The 18,455-nt window shown below is 44.8% G+C and carries 14 protein-coding genes; 2 read left to right on the top strand and 12 right to left on the bottom strand.

Features of this window, described 5'->3' with window-relative positions:
• Positions 1–122: 122 nt before the first annotated feature.
• The 11 genes from glcB to fadH form a co-directional block, all read right to left on the bottom strand.
• Positions 123–2,306, bottom strand: a complete 2,184-nt coding sequence (gene glcB / locus FED51_RS11015; protein WP_053431097.1) for a malate synthase G — start codon at positions 2,304–2,306, stop codon at positions 123–125.
• Positions 2,307–2,328: 22 nt separating this feature from the next.
• Positions 2,329–3,765, bottom strand: a complete 1,437-nt coding sequence (locus FED51_RS11020; protein WP_053431096.1) for an FAD-linked oxidase C-terminal domain-containing protein — start codon at positions 3,763–3,765, stop codon at positions 2,329–2,331.
• The gene (locus FED51_RS11025; RefSeq protein ID WP_053431095.1) at positions 3,762–5,117 is read right to left on the bottom strand and encodes a (Fe-S)-binding protein; all 1,356 of its coding nucleotides are present in this window, start codon (positions 5,115–5,117) and stop codon (positions 3,762–3,764) included. The genes FED51_RS11020 and FED51_RS11025 overlap by 4 nt, the downstream gene beginning before the upstream one ends.
• Positions 5,118–5,119: 2 nt before the next feature.
• Complete coding sequence (locus FED51_RS11030) at positions 5,120–6,445, bottom strand: FAD-binding oxidoreductase (RefSeq protein ID WP_053431094.1); 1,326 nt, start codon at positions 6,443–6,445, stop codon at positions 5,120–5,122.
• A gap of 178 nt (positions 6,446–6,623) precedes the next feature.
• Positions 6,624–7,379 carry an IclR family transcriptional regulator gene (locus FED51_RS11035; protein ID WP_053431093.1) on the bottom strand — a complete coding sequence of 252 codons (756 nt, stop codon included), beginning with the start codon at positions 7,377–7,379 and terminating at the stop codon, positions 6,624–6,626.
• A gap of 52 nt (positions 7,380–7,431) precedes the next feature.
• Positions 7,432–7,911, bottom strand: a complete 480-nt coding sequence (locus FED51_RS11040) for a metal-dependent hydrolase (protein WP_053431092.1) — start codon at positions 7,909–7,911, stop codon at positions 7,432–7,434.
• Positions 7,912–8,071: 160 nt separating this feature from the next.
• The gene (parC, locus tag FED51_RS11045; protein WP_053431091.1) at positions 8,072–10,522 is read right to left on the bottom strand and encodes a DNA topoisomerase IV subunit A; all 2,451 of its coding nucleotides are present in this window, start codon (positions 10,520–10,522) and stop codon (positions 8,072–8,074) included.
• Positions 10,523–10,524: 2 nt separating this feature from the next.
• The gene (gene parE / locus FED51_RS11050; RefSeq protein WP_010898297.1) at positions 10,525–12,492 is read right to left on the bottom strand and encodes a DNA topoisomerase IV subunit B; all 1,968 of its coding nucleotides are present in this window, start codon (positions 12,490–12,492) and stop codon (positions 10,525–10,527) included.
• 292 nt (positions 12,493–12,784) lie between these two features.
• Positions 12,785–13,201, bottom strand: a complete 417-nt coding sequence (locus FED51_RS11055; RefSeq protein WP_041821571.1) for a CoA-binding protein — start codon at positions 13,199–13,201, stop codon at positions 12,785–12,787.
• A 28-nt stretch (positions 13,202–13,229) separates the two neighbouring features.
• A complete protein-coding gene (locus tag FED51_RS11060) occupies positions 13,230–13,868 on the bottom strand; it encodes a VOC family protein (protein WP_053431090.1) in 639 nt (212 codons plus the stop codon).
• Positions 13,869–14,074: 206 nt separating this feature from the next.
• A complete protein-coding gene (fadH, locus tag FED51_RS11065; RefSeq protein ID WP_010898301.1) occupies positions 14,075–14,848 on the bottom strand; it encodes a 2,4-dienoyl-CoA reductase in 774 nt (257 codons plus the stop codon).
• Between the two features lie 204 nt (positions 14,849–15,052).
• On the opposite strand from fadH, the gene FED51_RS11070 reads away from it, so the two are divergent.
• Together FED51_RS11070 and FED51_RS11075 are read left to right on the top strand one after the other, a co-directional pair.
• Entirely contained in the window at positions 15,053–15,634 is a 582-nt protein-coding gene (locus FED51_RS11070) for a TetR/AcrR family transcriptional regulator (protein ID WP_053431089.1), read from the top strand.
• 25 nt (positions 15,635–15,659) lie between these two features.
• Positions 15,660–18,131, top strand: coding sequence for a YhgE/Pip domain-containing protein (locus tag FED51_RS11075; protein ID WP_053431088.1), 2,472 nt, complete (start codon positions 15,660–15,662; stop codon positions 18,129–18,131).
• A 36-nt stretch (positions 18,132–18,167) separates the two neighbouring features.
• On the opposite strand, the gene FED51_RS21135 is transcribed toward FED51_RS11075, so the two are convergent.
• Positions 18,168–18,344, bottom strand: a complete 177-nt coding sequence (locus FED51_RS21135; RefSeq protein ID WP_166740080.1) for a hypothetical protein — start codon at positions 18,342–18,344, stop codon at positions 18,168–18,170.
• Positions 18,345–18,455 lie beyond the last annotated feature (111 nt).

The raw sequence follows: 18,455 nt of genomic DNA on the forward strand, positions 1-18,455 counted from the left end.
AGGAGCTGTGATGGATCTGTTCGTATGTGTCGATAGACGAACATAGTCGCAAGCTTGAGATGCGATGAAAACTATTATGTAAGGAAGCACTTCCACCTAAGGTGATGGAAGTGCTTATTCATTTACACGAGTTCTTTTGCGATTTTTTGTTTAAACTCTAGGCGCCGACGATGCAAGATCGGTTCTGTATAACCACTCGGCTGTTCTGTCCCTTTTAACACGAGCTCTAATGCTGCTTGGAAGGCGACAGACTGCTCAAGATTATCAGCCATTGGACGGTAAGCGGGATCCCCGGCATTTTGTTCATCCACTACTTTTGCCATGCGTTCCATCGTTCGAATCACTTGCTCCTTACTTACGATGCCGTGACGAAGCCAATTGGCCATATGTTGACTCGAAATGCGCAAAGTGGCGCGATCTTCCATTAATGCTGTGTTGTGAATATCAGGCACCTTAGAGCAGCCGATCCCTTGTTCCACCCAACGCACGACATAACCGAGAATCCCTTGGGCATTATTATCAAGCTCTGCTTGAATGTCCTCATTCGTCCAGTCGGTAGAGCCAGCTAGAGGGATTTCAAGAATCTCCTTGCGATAGCACGTTTGATCATCTGCAAGTGTCTTTTGAATGGCAGGTACATGGTGGCGATGATAATGAATGGCGTGAAGCGTCGCTGCTGTTGGCGATGGCACCCATGCTGTATTTGCTCCAGCTTCAAGTTGACTTCCTTTCTGTTCCATCATCTCGTTCATAAGATCCGGCATTGCCCACATTCCTTTTCCGATTTGAGCTCGGCCTCGGAAACCACAAGTTAGGCCCGTGGCTACATTGGATCGCTCATAGGCTGAGAGCCAGCTAGACGACTTCATATCCCCTTTGCGAATCATCGGGCCCGCTTCCATCGATGTATGAATCTCATCCCCAGTTCGATCCAAAAATCCCGTGTTGATAAAGACGACCCGTTCCTTTACTTTCTCAATGCATGCTTTTAAATTTAGGGACGTGCGCCGCTCTTCATCCATGACGCCGATTTTCAACGTATGACGTTCCAAACCGAGAATGTCTTCAATTCGATTAAACAATCGATTGGCAAAAGCCACTTCCTCCGAACCATGCATTTTTGGCTTTACGATGTAAACCGATCCTTTTTTTGAGTTTCGGAATGTGCCATTTTGCAACAAATCATGCTTAGCAATTAGGCTCGTAACGATTCCATCTAGAATGCCTTCTGGCACTTCCTCGCCTGATTGCGTTCGAATAACAGGCGTGGTCATTAAGTGTCCAACATTCCGGATAAACATGAGCGAACGCCCTGGTAGCGAGAACGTTTCTCCATTTGGTGCCGTGTAGCTTCGATCCTCGTTTAACTTTCGCTTTTTTGTTTTTCCTTCTTTCGTAAACGTTGCTTCAAGTGTTCCTTTCATAAGACCAAGCCAGTTTTGATAGACAGCTACTTTGTCTTCAGCATCAACAGCTGCGACGGAATCTTCACAATCCATAATTGTGGTTAGCGCGGACTCAAGGACAATGTCCTTCACCTTTGCCCGATCACTTTTTCCAATTGGGTGTCTTGCATCGATTTGAATTTCTACGTGAAGTCCATGATGAAGAAGAAGAATGACAGATGGGTCTCCTTGTGAACCTTGGTAACCGACAAACTGTGTCTCGTCCTTTAATCGTGTCATCTTTCCAGATTCAAGTGTAACGACTAGTTGCTTATCCATGATGGCATAGTTGATAGCCTCATGATGAGAGCCGCTTGTAAGCGGGAACGTATGATCTAAGAAGTCTTTGGCAAACTGAATAACTTTGGCTCCTCGTTTCGGGTTGTATGTCCCCGTTTTTTCGCATCCGTCCTCTTCTGAAATGACATTCGATCCGTAAAGGGCATCATACAAACTTCCCCAGCGAGCATTCGCTGCATTAATCGCATATCGTGCATTGTTGACTGGAACCACTAGCTGTGGTCCTGCTTGCGCCGCGATTTCATCATCCACATTTTCCGTTGTAATGGTTACATGTTCAGGGATTGGCTCTAAATAGCCGATTTCTTCTAAAAACGAGTGATATGCTGAAAAATCAATGGGTCCTTTGTTTTTTTGATGCCACGCATCGATCGTTGCTTGAATTTCTTCACGTTTAGCGAGAAGCATCTTGTTTTCTGGCATCAATTCAGTGATGATTTGCTGGACACCAGACCAAAAATCTTCCTTCTTAATCCCCGTTCCAGGAAGAGCCCTCTGCTCAATAAATGTTATTAGTTTGGTCGCCACCTGCAAATTTCCCACATGTTCGTATGTTTCCATCATAACTCCTCCTTTATTTCTTTTATGATTGTTTGATCTCAACACAACGGCTAGGGGAAGGGAAAAGCTTCCCGCCGTTTAGGAGATTGCGCGGATTAAACACTTGGCGTATTTCGAGTTGGGCATTGATTTCCTCTTCTGTAAAGACGAAGCGCATCTCTTCTTTCTTTTCAATTCCGATCCCATGCTCACCTGTGATGGTTCCACCAACGGCTGCACACGCCCGGAGACATTCACTCCCTGCTTGTAGCGCTCGTTCGGTCTCTCCTTCTACCGTCGCATCAAACAGAACAAGGGGGTGAAGGTTACCATCACCGGCGTGAAAAATATTTGCGATTCGTAGCCCGTATGTTTCGCTGATTTTTTGAATCGTTGAAAGCACGACCGGAAGCTTTGTCCGCGGGATCACTCCATCTTGTACGAGGTAATCAGGTGAGATGGCACCCATGGCACCAAAGCCTGTTTTTCGGTTCGCCCACCATTTCATCCGTTCTTCTTCAGATGTAGCTACTTTCACCTCGCGAACATGATGCTTTCGGCAAACGGTTAAAATACGTTCAATTTGTTGATCCATTCCGGCAGAAATGCCGTCCACTTCGATTAGCAAAACCGCTTCCGCATCAAGTAGGTGCCCGATAGGGAAAGCGGCGGCCTCCACGCCTTCCATCGCTATGCGATCCATCATTTCAAGCGCTGCTGGGACAATTCCTTCTGAAATGATGTCAGACACCGTGTGACTTGCATCGCTCACTTTGTCAAAGTAAGCTAAAACCGTCTGTTTCGCCTCTGGATGTTTCAAAATGCGAACGGTAATTTTTGTAACAATTCCAAGTGTTCCTTCTGATCCCGTCATCAGTCCAAGCAAATCATACCCAGGTTCATCCAATATTCCAGCTTTTCCGATTTCCACAATGTCCCCATTCGGGAGTACCACTTCCATTCCCAATATATGGTTCGTCGTAACTCCGTATTTAAGACAGTGGGCACCGCCAGCATTTTCTGCCACATTACCACCGATTGTGCAGCAATATTGGCTCGATGGATCTGGCGCATAGTAATACCCTTTGTCCTCAATGGATTGAGTAAGCTTTAAATTGACATAGCCAGGTTCAACGATCGCGCGGCGGTTTTTCAGATCGACTTCAAGTAAGCGCTTCATCCGTACGAGGCTAATAATGACCTCCCCATTGATCGGGATCGCCCCTCCACTTAGTCCTGTTCCGGCTCCTCTGGCGAGAAAGGGAAGGTTGTGATCGTGACAGTAACGGACAATGCTTGCCACTTCCTTTGTATTTTCCGGAAACACAACCGCCTTTGGCAAATGTTTATGAATCGTAAACCCATCGCAATCATAGGCTAGCAAGTCTTCTTTCTTATATAGAACCGAATTGTGTCCGCTTAACAGCTCGTGAAAAGATCGGATGTGAGGATCTTCATACTTGCGCTTCCTTCCAATCATAGTCCATCCCCTCCTTTCGTCTTCAACTCTTCCTGCTGGTAAGCCAAGTCAAGCAATTGAACCGTATGAATGATTCTCTGATTACCTCCGTATTTTTTGACGCCCATAGCCATTTGCAGCATACAGCCAGGGTTCCCCATAGACACCATCTCTACATCACTTGGGACGCACTCCATTTTTTTCTCTAGTACTCTACTAGCCATCTTCGGATGCGTAAGATTATAAATGCCGGCACTGCCACAGCACCGATCAGCGTTCTCCATCGGAATTAACTCAACGCCAGGAATTTTCAGCAATAAGTCTCGTGGCTCCTGACGCACGTTTTGTCCGTGTGCTAAGTGACAGGCGTCATGGTAGGCAACTTTTGCACGGACTTTCCTTTTTGGCTTCTCATAACCTGTATCATACAAGTGTTTGGAAACATCCTTCACCTTCTCGGCAAATGCTTCCGCCCGTTCATACCATTCCCGATCGACTTCGCGAAACAATTCAGGATATTCTTGGAGCATGGAACCACAGCCTGCTGCATTGACAATAATCGTCTCTTCGTTTTCAAAAGCTTTCATGTTCTGCTTTGCAAGTCTTCTTCCCATCTCTCGATCACCTGCATGAACATGCAAAGCCCCGCAGCACGTCTGATCTTTTGGGAGCGAAACGTCGTTTCCGTTTCGCGTTAACACGCGTATCGTCGCTTCATTTACTTCACTGAACATGACATCCATCACACAACCTGCCAATAACGCAACTCTCTGCTTGGACTTCCCCTTAGCTTTTATGAACGATTTCTTGCGATAACGCTTCTGAACAGGCGTTGATACTTCAGGTATGACGGCCTCCATGTCTGCGAAATGCTCAGGAAAAAGGTGAAGCAATCCTGTTTTTCGCACTGCTTTTCGTATACCTACCTTTTGATACACTTTCACCAATGAACCGAGAGCGTGTAGACGATGAGGGTAAGGGAAAAGCCCACGGAGAAATAAATGGCTTACAACCTTTTTCCACCCAGATAACGGAAGAGCTTGGCGGATTTGTCCTCTGGCTTCTTCAATTAAGCCACCAACCTCTACATCTGCAGGACAAGCTGTTTCACAGGCACGGCAGTCAAGGCACGTAAACACCGGATCGGCAAATGCTTCATTCACTTCGAGCTTTCCTTCTGCTACCGACTTGATTAAATGAACGCGCCCCCTCGGCGATTGCTGTTCATGGCCAGTCAGCTCGTATGTAGGACAGGCCTCTAAACACATGCCGCAATGGACACAGTCCGCCCACTTGTTTGGATCGGGGTGATCGGACCAGTGATAGTTAGTCAATGATGGAGGCGAACAAGGTAGCTGCTTTGTGCTACTCATGATTAAATCCCCCCTACAAAGCGAGTTCGATTGAGTATTCGCTGTGGATCGATAGCCTGTTTAATCCCTTGTAACAGTTCCATGTAAGCAGGTGGTTCTCCCCATACATCGACAGTTTGTCGAATCGTAAGAGGAGCATGTGTGAGAACGAGATGTCCAGAGGCACCTGCAATAACTTGACGCAAATCCGCGATCGCTAGACAAATGTCTTGTTCGTCTCCTGTTAAGATGATCACACCGAGACCATGCCCCACACCGCCATGAAAAGAGGTAGAAACATGATATAGGACTGTTAATCGCTTACATTCTTGCAGCACCGAAAAAAGATCGAAATTTTTGACTGCTACTTTGAGCTTAACTGCTGTCTGTTGGTTGGATTGATCCAATGTTTGACTTGACTCCCTTTTTCGCCATTGATCCCAGAATCTATTGGCATCTTCTCGCTGAAAGATGGCAGCGTTCGTTCCCTTTGGCAATTGTGATAAGACGTATTGTTCTTGATAGTGAACCGAGGACGGTATATCTTCAAAGCTAATCAGAAGGCCTAACGCCACCTCCCCTGTGACTGCTTCCGTCCATGTCGAATTCATGATTTCAAGTGCAACCGGCTCCATATAGGAATCAAGTAAACTGGCGACAACATCTTCGATCAGTGTCAGTTGGTTTTCGTTGAAAAAGGCAATGATTACTCGCTCATCCTTTGGAAGCGGGCGTAGCTTTAAGGTCACCTCTGTCATGACACCCAATGTTCCCATCGAACCAATAAACAACTTATTCATATCGTAGCCAGCCACATTTTTGACAACTTTTCCACCAGTACGAATGATGCGACCATCAGGATAGACGACCCGTAAGCCGATGACATGATCCCTAGCTGCTCCATGACGGAGGCGTTTAGGTCCGCTTTCATTTGTGGCAATCATGCCCCCAATCGTTGCAGCTTCATCACAGGGCATGTCGAATGGGAGCGCCTGCTTAAAAATGGCAAGCTCTTTTTGAAGTTTTCGTAGAGGCGTTCCAGCTTTCACAGTCACCGTCATGTCTCCTATCGAGTGGTCTACGATGCCTGTAAACTGTTGAAGTGATACGACCCATTCCGTTTCTAATAATGTCCCAGCAAACCCCCGCTTCGTTCCAGCTCCTTCAACCGTTACAAGATGCTCCTCTTCACTTGCAAGTGTCAGAACATCGGCTAGCTCTCTCTCCGTTGTTGGGATAATTTCTAGTAAACCTGTATTTCCATAGGGATCGTTCATTCGGTCACGTTGTACAACTTGGCTATTATTTAATTGTTTGACAAGTTTGGCGTGCGCATTAGAGACGATCATCTCATCCTCCCCTAACTAAGTTTCTTAATAAGAAACTTAGTTTCCTGTAATGAGTGAAAAGAAAACGCTTTTTCAAGCGATTTTTCTTTGATGCAGATCTTATCTCGTTAATTCCATTAAACCATCTGTTTTCCTGTTTTTCAATAGAATTGTGAGATTTTTTCGAAAACATCTCTATTTAAATGTCTTGATAGCCTAAACGCTGGGATATCTTCTTACCAATAGCTATGATCAATGGTCGTAACTCATGCAAGCGCTCTTTCGATAGGCGAATAGATGGGCCAGAAATACTAACAGCAGCCGTTATAGCCCCTTGATAGTCGAAAATTGGAGCTGCAATGCACGTAATTCCTGGCTCGTTTTCTTCCATTTCATACCCGTAGCCTTCTAAGCGTATTTTCTCTAATTCCTTCATAAACGTTTCTTTATCGGTGATCGTCCGCTCCGTATGAGGTGGCAACCCATAGCGTTCAATTAAACTAATTTGCACCTTTTCTGGTAAATAAGCCATAATTACTTTGCCGACACTCGTGCAATGAATCGGTGCTCTCCGGCCAATTTTTGAATGGGTTCGAAGTGTCTTTGTCCCTTCCAGTTTGTCAATGTAAATCATCTCCCCTTGATCATATAAAACGAGATGGACGACCTCATTTGTTGTTGCCTCAAGCTGTTCTAAAAATGGCCGCGCTTGTCGGCGAATGTCGATCGATTCTAACAAGGTTGCGCTTAACTCTAAATATCGGTAACCTAGACGGTATTTTTTTGTTTCTTCATCTTGCTCAATAAATCCGTGTTCCACAAGTGTAGCCAAAAGCTTATAGGCTGAGCTTTTTGTGAGTGATAGCTTGGCTGCCACATCGGTAACCCCTAGTCCTTGTTTATGTTCGCTCACAAGCGAAATGATCGTTAATGCTCGATCGACGGATTTAACCATATAACCTTCCCCCTTATGGCGCTAGCCCCATTATAGCACAATAAAAAAGCACTTAACCGAACGTAAAAAAATAAACCGTCGCACCGATCAGCATGAACGCGACGAACCGCTCGCCTAATAATGAACCTGTTTTTGTAGTAAAAGGAAAGCGAACCCTCGTTTTTAAAGGATAAAATAAACGAATCCCCTGAGATGTCATCGCATCGAGAATAAAATGGCTAACGACCCCACTTAATAGTCCGAGTGTGATGTCGGTTGAATAGACTGGTAGCCAGTTCAATAGCCAGTAGATTCCTAGTAAAAAGAGGAGACTGTGGGTGAACGAACGGTGACCAAATGTTCGTAAAAGCACTGTTGAAACAACTGGTAATGCGCGGCCAACCATCGATCTCGGGTGACAAATGTCAGGAATAAGCGCGCCAAAAAGAGCCGCGCTATAATAAATGATCGGTTGCTCTACACTTATAGCATTAAAATAGGCCATCGCTGCAGCAGCTGTAAATCCGCCGATAATATGTGTTGGTCCTGTCATGATGTTCAACTCCTACTGTAGAGAGAAGCTACATGTCACCATAACCCTTCTCCCTTTTATCCGCCTCACCGTGTCATCATTTAAAAGTCAATAGTCGGAACCTCTAGGGCCTTGCCTTATGACCGTTTCTCAATGATGAAACATGAAAAAACGAGGGCGGTTATGATTCGCCCTCTTTATCATCAATCAATGAAACCTCTTTCCAAACGTTAGTGACTACTCCCGTTTTGTCTTGATCTAAGACAAAGGACCCGTTGCTATAACGATCACTTCGTCTAAAAGAGGAAGGATCAACAGTGACGATAGTTCCGTCCTCCGTTTTGATGAAGAACGTATCTGAACCATCGGATATGCGTTTGCAGGCTACAATGTGGTGAGGATTTTTCTTTAATTCACGGAGCATTACGAGCCCCCGTTTAGCCCGCGTTGATTTGTCAAATTCAGTAATGGAAATGCGCTTGACTCCTCCGCGATGAGTGACGACGAGAAATTCAACTCGGTCATTGAGAGTAAAGGTGGTCGCATCGACTACCACATCATCGTTTTTTAAATTGATTCCTTTTACACCAGCGGCTCGTTGCCCTACTTGACTAATTTCGTTTTCGCTAAACCAAAGACCGTAACCAAAGCTTGTCGCGATAAACACTTCTTCATTTCCAGATGTACGCATAACAGATACGACTTCATCGTCGTCTTTAAGCTTAAGTGCCATCAAAGGCTTGGAGAAACGCTGCGCTTTGTAGAGTGAAAGCTGAGAACGTTTAGCCATCCCTTGTCTTGTGATAAATAGGAGCGACTCCTCCTCCGAAAACTCTTTCACGGCAAGTGTTGTTAAAATGTCATCATCCTTATCGACCGTGACTAGGTTGGCCACATGTTGACCGTTATCTTTCCAGCGAATATCAGGTAGCTGGTGAACTGGTAAATACAAGTAGTTCCCCTTTTTCGTAAACAACAAGAGAGTATCTTGTGTGTTCATTTCATAACGGCCTAATAAATAGTCGCCTTCTTTCATACCTGGGAGTTCCCCGTTTGAGGCTGCGTACGATCTTAGGCTTGTTCGCTTCACATATCCTTCCTTCGTCACCGTCACCATCACATCTTCTGATGCGACGAGGACGTCCATTGTAATTTTGATCTCCTCGATCTCCTTTTTAATGATCGTCCGGCGCTCATCAGCAAACTGTTTTTTAATGGCCAATAGTTCCTTTTTAACGACCCCGATGAGCTTTTTTTCACTGGCTAAAATCGCTTCTAATTCGTGAATACGCCGCTCAAGTTCCGCAGCCTCTTCTTCCAGCGTAGTAATGTCTGTATTCGTCAAACGATATAGCTGCAAGGTGACAATCGCCTCTGCCTGAGCTTCCGTAAAGTCAAATTGGGCGATCAAATTATCCTTAGCGTTCTTTTTATCTTTAGATGCTCGAATCGTTTGAATGACATCATCTAAGATCGAGATCGCCTTCATGAGCCCTTGTACGATGTGCTGACGATCCTTTGCTTTTTGCAAGTCATACGTCGCCCGTCGGATAATGACATCTTTTTGGTGATCGATGTAGGCTTGGATTAAGCTTTTTAATCCCATTAATCGAGGCGTCTTGTTGTGAATGGCCACCATGTTAAAGTTATATGTAATTTGCAAATCGGTGTTTTTGAACAAATACTGCAAAATCCCGTTGGCATCGGCGTCTTTTTTAAGCTCAACGACAATGCGCAATCCAGTACGGTCCGTGTCATCACGAACCTCCGCAATCCCGTCCACCTTTTTGTCAAAGCGAATTTCATCCATTTTTTTTACGAGGTTCGCCTTGACGACCTCATATGGGATTTCCGTAATGACAATTTGCTGTTTACCACCACGTAGATCCTCAATTTCAGCTTTTCCACGTACGACTACTTTCCCTTTTCCCGTGCTGTAAGCTTGGCGGATTCCTTCGATTCCTTGCACGATTCCACCTGTCGGAAAGTCTGGCCCTTTTATGACCTGCATCAGCTCATCTAAAGTAACGTTTGGATTCTCCATTTGCATAATGACCCCATCGATCACTTCCCCGAGATGATGAGGTGGGATGTCGGTTGCATATCCAGAAGAAATTCCCGTTGAGCCGTTGACGAGCAAATTCGGAAATTTAGCTGGTAATACGACCGGTTCTTGTTCAGAATCATCAAAGTTCGGGATGTAATCCACTGTTTCTTTATCAATGTCACGTAAAAGCTCTGCCGCTATTTTTGACAGTCGCGCTTCCGTATAACGCATCGCCGCTGGTGGATCGCCGTCAATCGAGCCGTTATTCCCGTGCATATCAACAAGAATGTTACGCACTTTCCATTCCTGGCTCATACGGATCATCGCATCGTAGACGGACGAATCACCGTGTGGGTGATAATTCCCGATCACATTCCCCACGGTTTTTGCTGATTTTCGAAACGGTTTATCCGCCGTATTGCCGTCCCTGTACATAGCGTATAAAATTCGTCGCTGTACTGGTTTCAGGCCATCCCTTGCATCAGGCAACGCCCGCTCTTGAATAATATATTTTGAGTAGCGACCAAAACGGTCACCGATCACTTCTTCTAATGGGAGGTCTAAATAACGCTCTGTTTGTGCCACCCTTATTCCTCCTCAACTACTGCTAGGTTTTCGTTTTCTAAGATGTTTGTTTCCTCTTCCAAGCCAAACGCAACATGTGATTCGATCCACTTACGCCGCGGTTCTACTTTGTCACCCATGAGCGTGGATACACGCTTTTCCGCACGAGCTGCATCATCAATCCGAACGCGAATCAGCGTCCGCGTTTCAGGATCCATTGTCGTCTCCCAAAGCTGGGTTGCATTCATCTCCCCAAGTCCTTTATAGCGCTGAATCGTATACCCTCGTCCAACCTTTTTGATCGCTTTTTTAAGACCATCCTCGTCCCATGCATACTCTACCACTTCTTTTGCTCCTGACCCTTTGCTTACTTTGTAAAGGGGAGGTAAGGCAATATAGACCTTGCCTGCTTCCACGAGCGGGCGCATGTAACGATAAAAAAACGTCAACAGCAACACTTGGATGTGCGCACCATCAGTGTCAGCATCAGTCATAATGACGACTTTGTCATAATTGACATCGTCGAGGGTGAAATCGGCACCTACGCCTGCACCGATCGTATGAATAATGGTGCGGATTTCTTCGTTCTTCATAATGTCGTCGATTTTTGCTTTTTCCGTATTAATGACCTTTCCACGGAGCGGAAGAACGGCTTGGAATTTCCGGTCCCGCCCTTGCTTTGCCGAGCCTCCTGCAGAGTCACCCTCCACTAAGTAAAGCTCATTACGCTGCGGATTTTTCGATTGGGCTGGGGTTAGTTTCCCACTTAAAAGCACATCTCTCCGTCTATTTTTCTTTCCGCTGCGCGCTTCCTCCCGGGCTTTCCGTGCCGCTTCCCGCGCTTGTGCTGCCTTAATCGCCTTGCGAATGAGCATCGAACTCATTTCAGGGTTTTCTTCAAAGAAGAAGCTGAGCTTTTCAGAAACTAGGCTGTCAACGGCAGAACGAGCCTCAGGTGTCCCGAGCTTTCCTTTCGTTTGGCCTTCAAATTGTAACTTCTCCTCAGGAACACGAACAGAAATAAGAGCGGTAAATCCTTCGCGAATATCCGATCCATCTAGATTTTTATCCTTTTCTTTGAGTAGCTTCGCTTTTCGAGCATACTCATTCACAGCACGAGTCATCGCGGTCTTTGCGCCAAGCTCGTGGGTTCCCCCATCCTTTGTCCGCACGTTGTTTACAAACGAAAGAACATTCTCGGTATAGCCGTCGTTGAACTGAAAGGCAAACTCAATCTCAATCCCATTGCTCTCACCATTAAAAAAAACGACTGGATGAAGCGTTTCTTTATCCTCATTTAAATATTCAACGAACGCTTTAATGCCATCTTCATAATGGAAAACTTCCTTCGTATCGTCTCGAAGATCCACAAGTTCAATCTTAAGTCCTTTTAATAAAAAGGCCGCTTCGCGAAGTCTTTCTGAAAGTGTTTCCACATTGAAATTCGTCGTGCTAAATACCGTAGGATCTGGCTTGAAATGGATCGTCGTACCTGTTTGGCGAGTTTTCCCTTTCTTTTCTAGGGTTGTTGACGGCTTTCCCCCATTCTCAAACCGCTGTTCATATACCCAACCATCACGCTTAATCTCAACAATGAGCCATTCGGATAAGGCGTTTACAACAGAAGCCCCAACGCCGTGAAGCCCTCCACTTGTGGCATAACCGCCTTGTCCGAATTTTCCTCCTGCATGGAGCACAGTTAAGATGACCTCTGGGGTGGGCTTGCCTAACTTGTGCATTCCCGTCGGCATGCCACGTCCTTCATCTCGCACCGATACGCTCTGGTCTTTATGTATCGTCACATTTATATTCGATCCGTAGCCAGCCAACGCTTCATCGACCGCATTGTCGACAATTTCGTAAACAAGGTGGTGGAGGCCACGGCTATCTGTACTACCTATATACATTCCTGGACGCTTGCGAACAGCTTCCAGTCCTTCTAATACTTGAATTGCATCATCGTTATAGACGAAATCCTGTCTTTGTGCCAAATCTGGTACTCCTTTCACTTTTCCGTCCGCTCATTTTCTCTCTTTTATCATATCATACAAACGCATGTTCGGACTGCATTTTTCCTTTATGCTCTTCCATTGTACTGTTTCTTTCGGTAATCGCAACCTTTTTCTAGATCCTTCTCTATCATCGGTGCAATTTCCTCTATTTTTAACGATCGATCGCCACTTTGTCAAAGGAATATAAAAGAACCTCACATTAGTAACAAGTAATAACTACATGATTCACGATACGAAACAGCCCCAAGTGCCATGACTCGGGGCTGTTCTCTCATGCTTTGAATTTAGCGTGCTCCACTTTGATGCAACGATTCATAATAGACGTTACTCCGTGCTGTTGTAAATAGTCGTAAGCTTCTTTGTTTTCCAGACCTAACTGTGCCCAAAAGACTGGTGCACCAATCTCAACCGTTTCTCTCGCTACGTCCGGTAAGTGTTCGCTCCGTCTGAACACATTGACGATGTCCACAGCTCCTTCAATATCTTGCAAAGAAGGTACTGCTTTTTCCCCTAACACTTCATCGACGGTCGGATTGACTGGTATGATCTCATAGCCGGCGTGTTGCATAGCAGCAGAGACCATGTATGACGTTCGGTCAGGGTTTCCAGATAAGCCAACAACCGCAATCCGTTTTGCCTCTTGGAGAATTTGTTTGATTTTTTCATCGCTTGGATTTGTGATCATGATCGCATCAACTCCTTTTCTCTTTTCAGCATTAGTAAAAATAAAGCTTCCCATTCGATTTTGTCATCACTTCTAATGGAAAAAAATCCGAAACGCGCTCAGACATAAACCATTGTCTATCTTTTGTCACGGTTATAAAAAGTCCGTGTTCATCACCGATGGCACGAAAATGTTCGGTTCCTTGGTCCCAAACCGGATAGCCAAGGGATTCAAATAGCTTCGTTTGTTCACCTAGATCTGCTGTGACTATACCTACTTCGCTTACATAAAGAAGCTGCTCCGATGGCACGAAAGGCTCGGATGTTGTTTGATTCAAATTATGGCGAGCAATCCATTCAACGATATTGCCTGCAGGGTCTTCAAAATAGAGGGCTTCCGCGTTCCAACGCGGAAATGGGACAACGTTCTTTCCTTCATGCTGCAACAAAGTTACTCGTTTTTCCAGCCACATTTTCGCCTCTTGCAACTTATTGCTCGGAATGTTGATCGCATAATGATAAAACGGCTCACCATCATCTTCAAATTGTTCAAACGTTACAAGTGTGCTACCTACAAGGATTGTAACCTGAGAGGTTGTTTCATGGGTAACCCGCAATCCCAATGTTTCTTTGTAAAACGATTTTACTGAATCAAGCTTCTTCGTCGCAAATGTTACGGCTTCAAATTCCATGAGTCAACCTCCTTCTCTTCAAGTTAATACCATCCTATGACAATTGTCGCTGAAAACATGCTGGATGTCTAGCGAAAGAAAAAGAGACCAGCAAGATAAGCTGGTCAATTGAAAAAATAGAGGTGTTACTTGTATGGCTTTTCATGAAGCTAAGTATGGTTCATTACAAAGTTTAACCGCTTACATTTTCTTTGTCAACGCTTTCTTTAAGAAAACGGGAAAAGGGTTCCGCGCAGCCATTGACCGCCGTCAAGGCTAATGCATTCTCCATTCATATAGGTAGCTTCTTCAGAGAAAAGATAAGCTGCAAGACCTGCGATTTCCTCTAATGTACCAAATCGTTTCAAAGGAACCGTCTGCAAAACTGCCTTCTGAAATGTCTCGTTTAGGATTAGCTTCTCAGCCCCCCCTGTTCCTTCAATTGGTCCTGGAGCAATCGCATTCAACCGAATGCCGTACTTTGTTCCCCATTCTACGGCAAGCGTGCGAGTCATTGCTAATACTCCCGCCTTAGCGCTAGCCGAATGAACAACTCCTGCTCCTGCAGTCCACGCATACGTAGCGACCATGTTTAGGATATGTCCTTTTCGTCCGTCCTTAATCCACTCCTTCCCAACCGCTTGTGTGCAATGCCACGTTCCATTGAGAACGATATCAATAACCGATTTCCAACCATTCAGAGACAAATCTTCAGCTGCGCATAAGAAATTACCCGCTGCGTTGTTAACAAGTCCGTCTATCGCTCCGAACTCTGAGAGCGTATCTTTCACCATCCGTTCCACATCATCAGGATTCCTGACATCCATTTGGACGGTCAACACTCGTCCGGAATCTTGTGCAACTTCGCTTTTCGCCGTTTCGAGACGCTCTTGATCTCGTCCTGTGATCACAACATTTGCCCCTAGGGAAGCAAACCTTGCCGCCATTGCCTTTCCCATTCCATTGCTGCCACCCGTGACAATGATTGTTTGATTTTTCATATAGTTCCCTCCAATGTTTTGAATGAATATTCATTCATAATCTATTCTCCATCAACCGGCAAATATCCTTCCCGTTTAATGAAAAAGTAAATTGTGAACATTCGATGGCAAATGTTGAATTAGGTCAACATTTTTTGTATCATGTGTAAAGAGAATTGACCATTTTGTTCATTTGGTCATTTTTAAGCAAAGGAGCGCATAAAGATGGTTAAAAACAAACGAAATCAGATATTGGAAGCTGCCTCTCGTTCATTTTCATTATTTGGCTACAAAGGAACGACCATCGACCAAGTGGCAAAAATGGCAGATGTAGGGAAAGGGACGGTTTATACCGCATTCGAAAATAAAGAAGATTTATTTCATGCCGTGCTTCAGCGTGTCATCGATGAGCTAAAAGCCGTTTTTGCTGAGGCTATTAAAGAAGATCAGGATGGATTTGAAAACATCACTTCCGCACTTGATGAACTTCATACGTTCAAAGAAAAACATCAACTCGTCGCGAAGCTGGCAGATGAAGTAAGAGTACTAGGTTCAGAAAGTGCGAACAAAGCGTTGCAGCAGGTCGAATACGCCATGATTGATTTAGTCAAACAACTGCTCATAAAGGCGGAGAGAAACGGTAAAATTCATTGTCCAAACCCGCAAGCAACTGCATTTCTCTTGTACAAATCCTACCTATCGCTCGTTACAGAATTTGAAGAGAATTATGCACCGTTAGAGAAAGAGGAATTGATTGACATCTTTAAGCTTCATTTTATGCACGGAATTACAAAGGACGAGGCTTAGACGCTAGAATGGTTGAGGTGAAACGATGAATCCATATATTGGAGAACTGAAAGGGATTTGGAACAATAAAAAATTGACGATCGCCTTGATTGGAATCGTGGTCATGCCACTCCTTTATGGCGGTCTTCTTATTTGGTCTTTTTGGGATCCATATTCACAAATGGACCAGCTTCCAGTAGCGATCGTCAATGAAGATCGTGGCGCAGAAATGGACGGGGAAATGATCCGAGCAGGTGACGACTTTGTGGAGGAGTTAAAGAAAGACCCGCCCCTTGACTTCCATTTTGTTACAAAGCAAGAGGCGAAACAAGGTATGGAGGACTTCTCTTACTATTTCTATGTCGAGATTCCGGAAGACTTTTCTGAAAACCTTGTTTCTGTAAAAGAAAAAGAACCTGTACAGGCCGTTATTTCTTACGAAATCAATGAAGATTACAATTATGTATCTTCCCAAATTGCGACAAAAGCAATTGAAGAAATGGAAAAAGAATTGTCCGATACGTTGACATTAACGTATATCGAAATTGCAAATGATGCCTTCAGTGAGCTGACAAGTGCCGTCCTTGCTCTCCATGAAGGCTCCGATGAACTTGCAGATGGGAACGAACGTGCAGCTAATCATATGGAAACGTTAGCCAACGGCTTGCAGGAGTTAACGAACGGAGCTGAATCTCTGGCAAAAGGAATAGATGAAGCAAAAGAGGGAACCGGCCAATTTCGTTCGCAGTTCGAACAGCTTCAACAGGCCCTAGAGCAAACAACAAGTGACCTTGACATCGACAACATGTTTCGTGAAGCTCTTGAACTTACGAGGAATGGAATCATGTTGCTTGAAAGTGAGAAATATGATCGGGCAGCAGATGTGTTTGATGAGCTTGATCAGAAGTTGACCGCCATCAACCAACAGCTTTCAGATGCAGAAAAAGCAGCCACTCAATTAGAACAAGAAATCCAAAACATCCAAGAAATGATCGAGAATTTACAGCAATCAAATGAAGGGATGACAGCCTCCTTTCAAGCAGATGAAAATGGCATCAATCAAAGCTTTGAACAGGTTAGTTCAAATATGAGTGAGACCTTACAATCACTTGAGCGATTCGATGAGCAACTAGAGACATCAGAGCAAGAGATCGCCCACCTGTCCCATAGTGTCGATACGCTCCCTGGGATTATGGAAAACGTCGATCCACGCTGGAAGGATAACGATGATCTCGTGCAATGGTATGACGATTTAGCATCAACAACGGCTAAGCTAAGCGAGTTAAATGATGACTTTCATGCCGCCGTTGATAGCCAAGAGCAATTGCCACATGCAATGAATCAATTAAATAAAAGCGAACAAGAAATCTTAACAACTTTAGAGCAGCTTGAGGAAAACGTACAACAATTTCAGCAAACCACTGGAGACCTAGATGACACCTTGGTCACCGCCACGAATGAACTGCTCAAGCCGTTAGCTGATATTCAACAATTGCTCCAAACGATGCAAGAAACCCTTCCGAGTTCACTTCCTGACCAGACGGATTCCTTCCGTGAAGGAAAAGAGCAATTGTTAGAATCACTTTATCATGTAGAGCAAGGGTTAGAGCGCGGAGAGACTCTCTACCTTGAAGTGTTAACGGCTCAAGATAAAGCTTATGAAGGGATAGTGGCTCTGGATGAAGGACTGAAACAGTTGTCTGACGGTTCTCACCTTTTAGCAACAAAACTAGCTGAGGCTTCAGATGGAAGTCATGAGTTATTAGAAGGGTTGCGAAGTTTAAAAGACGGCGCTCGAAATCTGGAAGTAAATTTACAGAAATTAAAAGATGTCCTTTTTGATGTAGATCCAAATGCCTCACAGGAAAAGATGGTCGCCAATCCCATTGTTTCAAATTCAAAAAATACCGGAGACGGACACTCCTACGGTGAGGGGCTTACCCCTTATTTCTTATCAATTGGTTTGTATGTTGGGGGTCTCACGTTATCCATTATTTATCCGTTCCGAGAGCCACTTGCGCCGCATGCTAATGGGCGTCAATGGTTTATCGGAAAGCTCGGCGTCATCTATACCGTCGGAACGTTACAATCCGTCCTCATTCTCCTGTTCTTGTTCTTTGGCATCGGATTAGAGGTCAAACATCCATTGCTGTTCGTTCCGTTTACCATTTTCACGAGCCTCACTTTTTTAACGCTGATCTTTTTGCTTGTCGGCGTTCTTGATAACCCTGGACGGTTTGTTGCGATCATTCTGCTGATCCTTCAGCTTGGTGGAAGTGCTGGTAGCTTTCCCGTGGAGTTGCTCGCATCCCCACTTCAAACGTTGCACGGCTGGTTACCAATGACTTATTCAGTGTTAGGGTTCCGCTCGGTTCTGTTTATGAATTCACCTAGCCTGTTATCATCAAGTCTATGGTTTATGGGGATTCTTTTGATCCTTTGCTTTGCGGGTGCTCTTTTCTTCTACATGAAGCTATACCCTAAATGGTGTGAGCCTCATGTCGATCGAAACATGTAAAAAACAAACCACCTGTTTTTACCACAGGTGGTTTGTTCATGCTTGCTCCTTCCCCATTAAGCGTTTGACGGCTTCTTTCGGCTCCCAGCAAGAAAATTGATACGCCGGCTTCGTCTCATAACCTAGTCGAATGCATCGGTAAACCATTCCATTATTAACTTTCTCTGCTTCGAAATGAACGCACGTTGCGCAGCAATGGAAGTTCTTCACCATTCGCTCTCCCCTCCCAACGTGTTCCCTCCACTCTCCTTTTCTTTAGTACACGAGTAAAACGTCTCTGATTCACCTTTTCTATAGACCTACAATAGAACAAGAGTTGCTGTC

This window comes from Halalkalibacterium halodurans (assembly GCF_005671335.1).
GTDB classification, from domain to species: Bacteria; Bacillota; Bacilli; order Bacillales; family Bacillaceae_D; genus Halalkalibacterium; species Halalkalibacterium halodurans.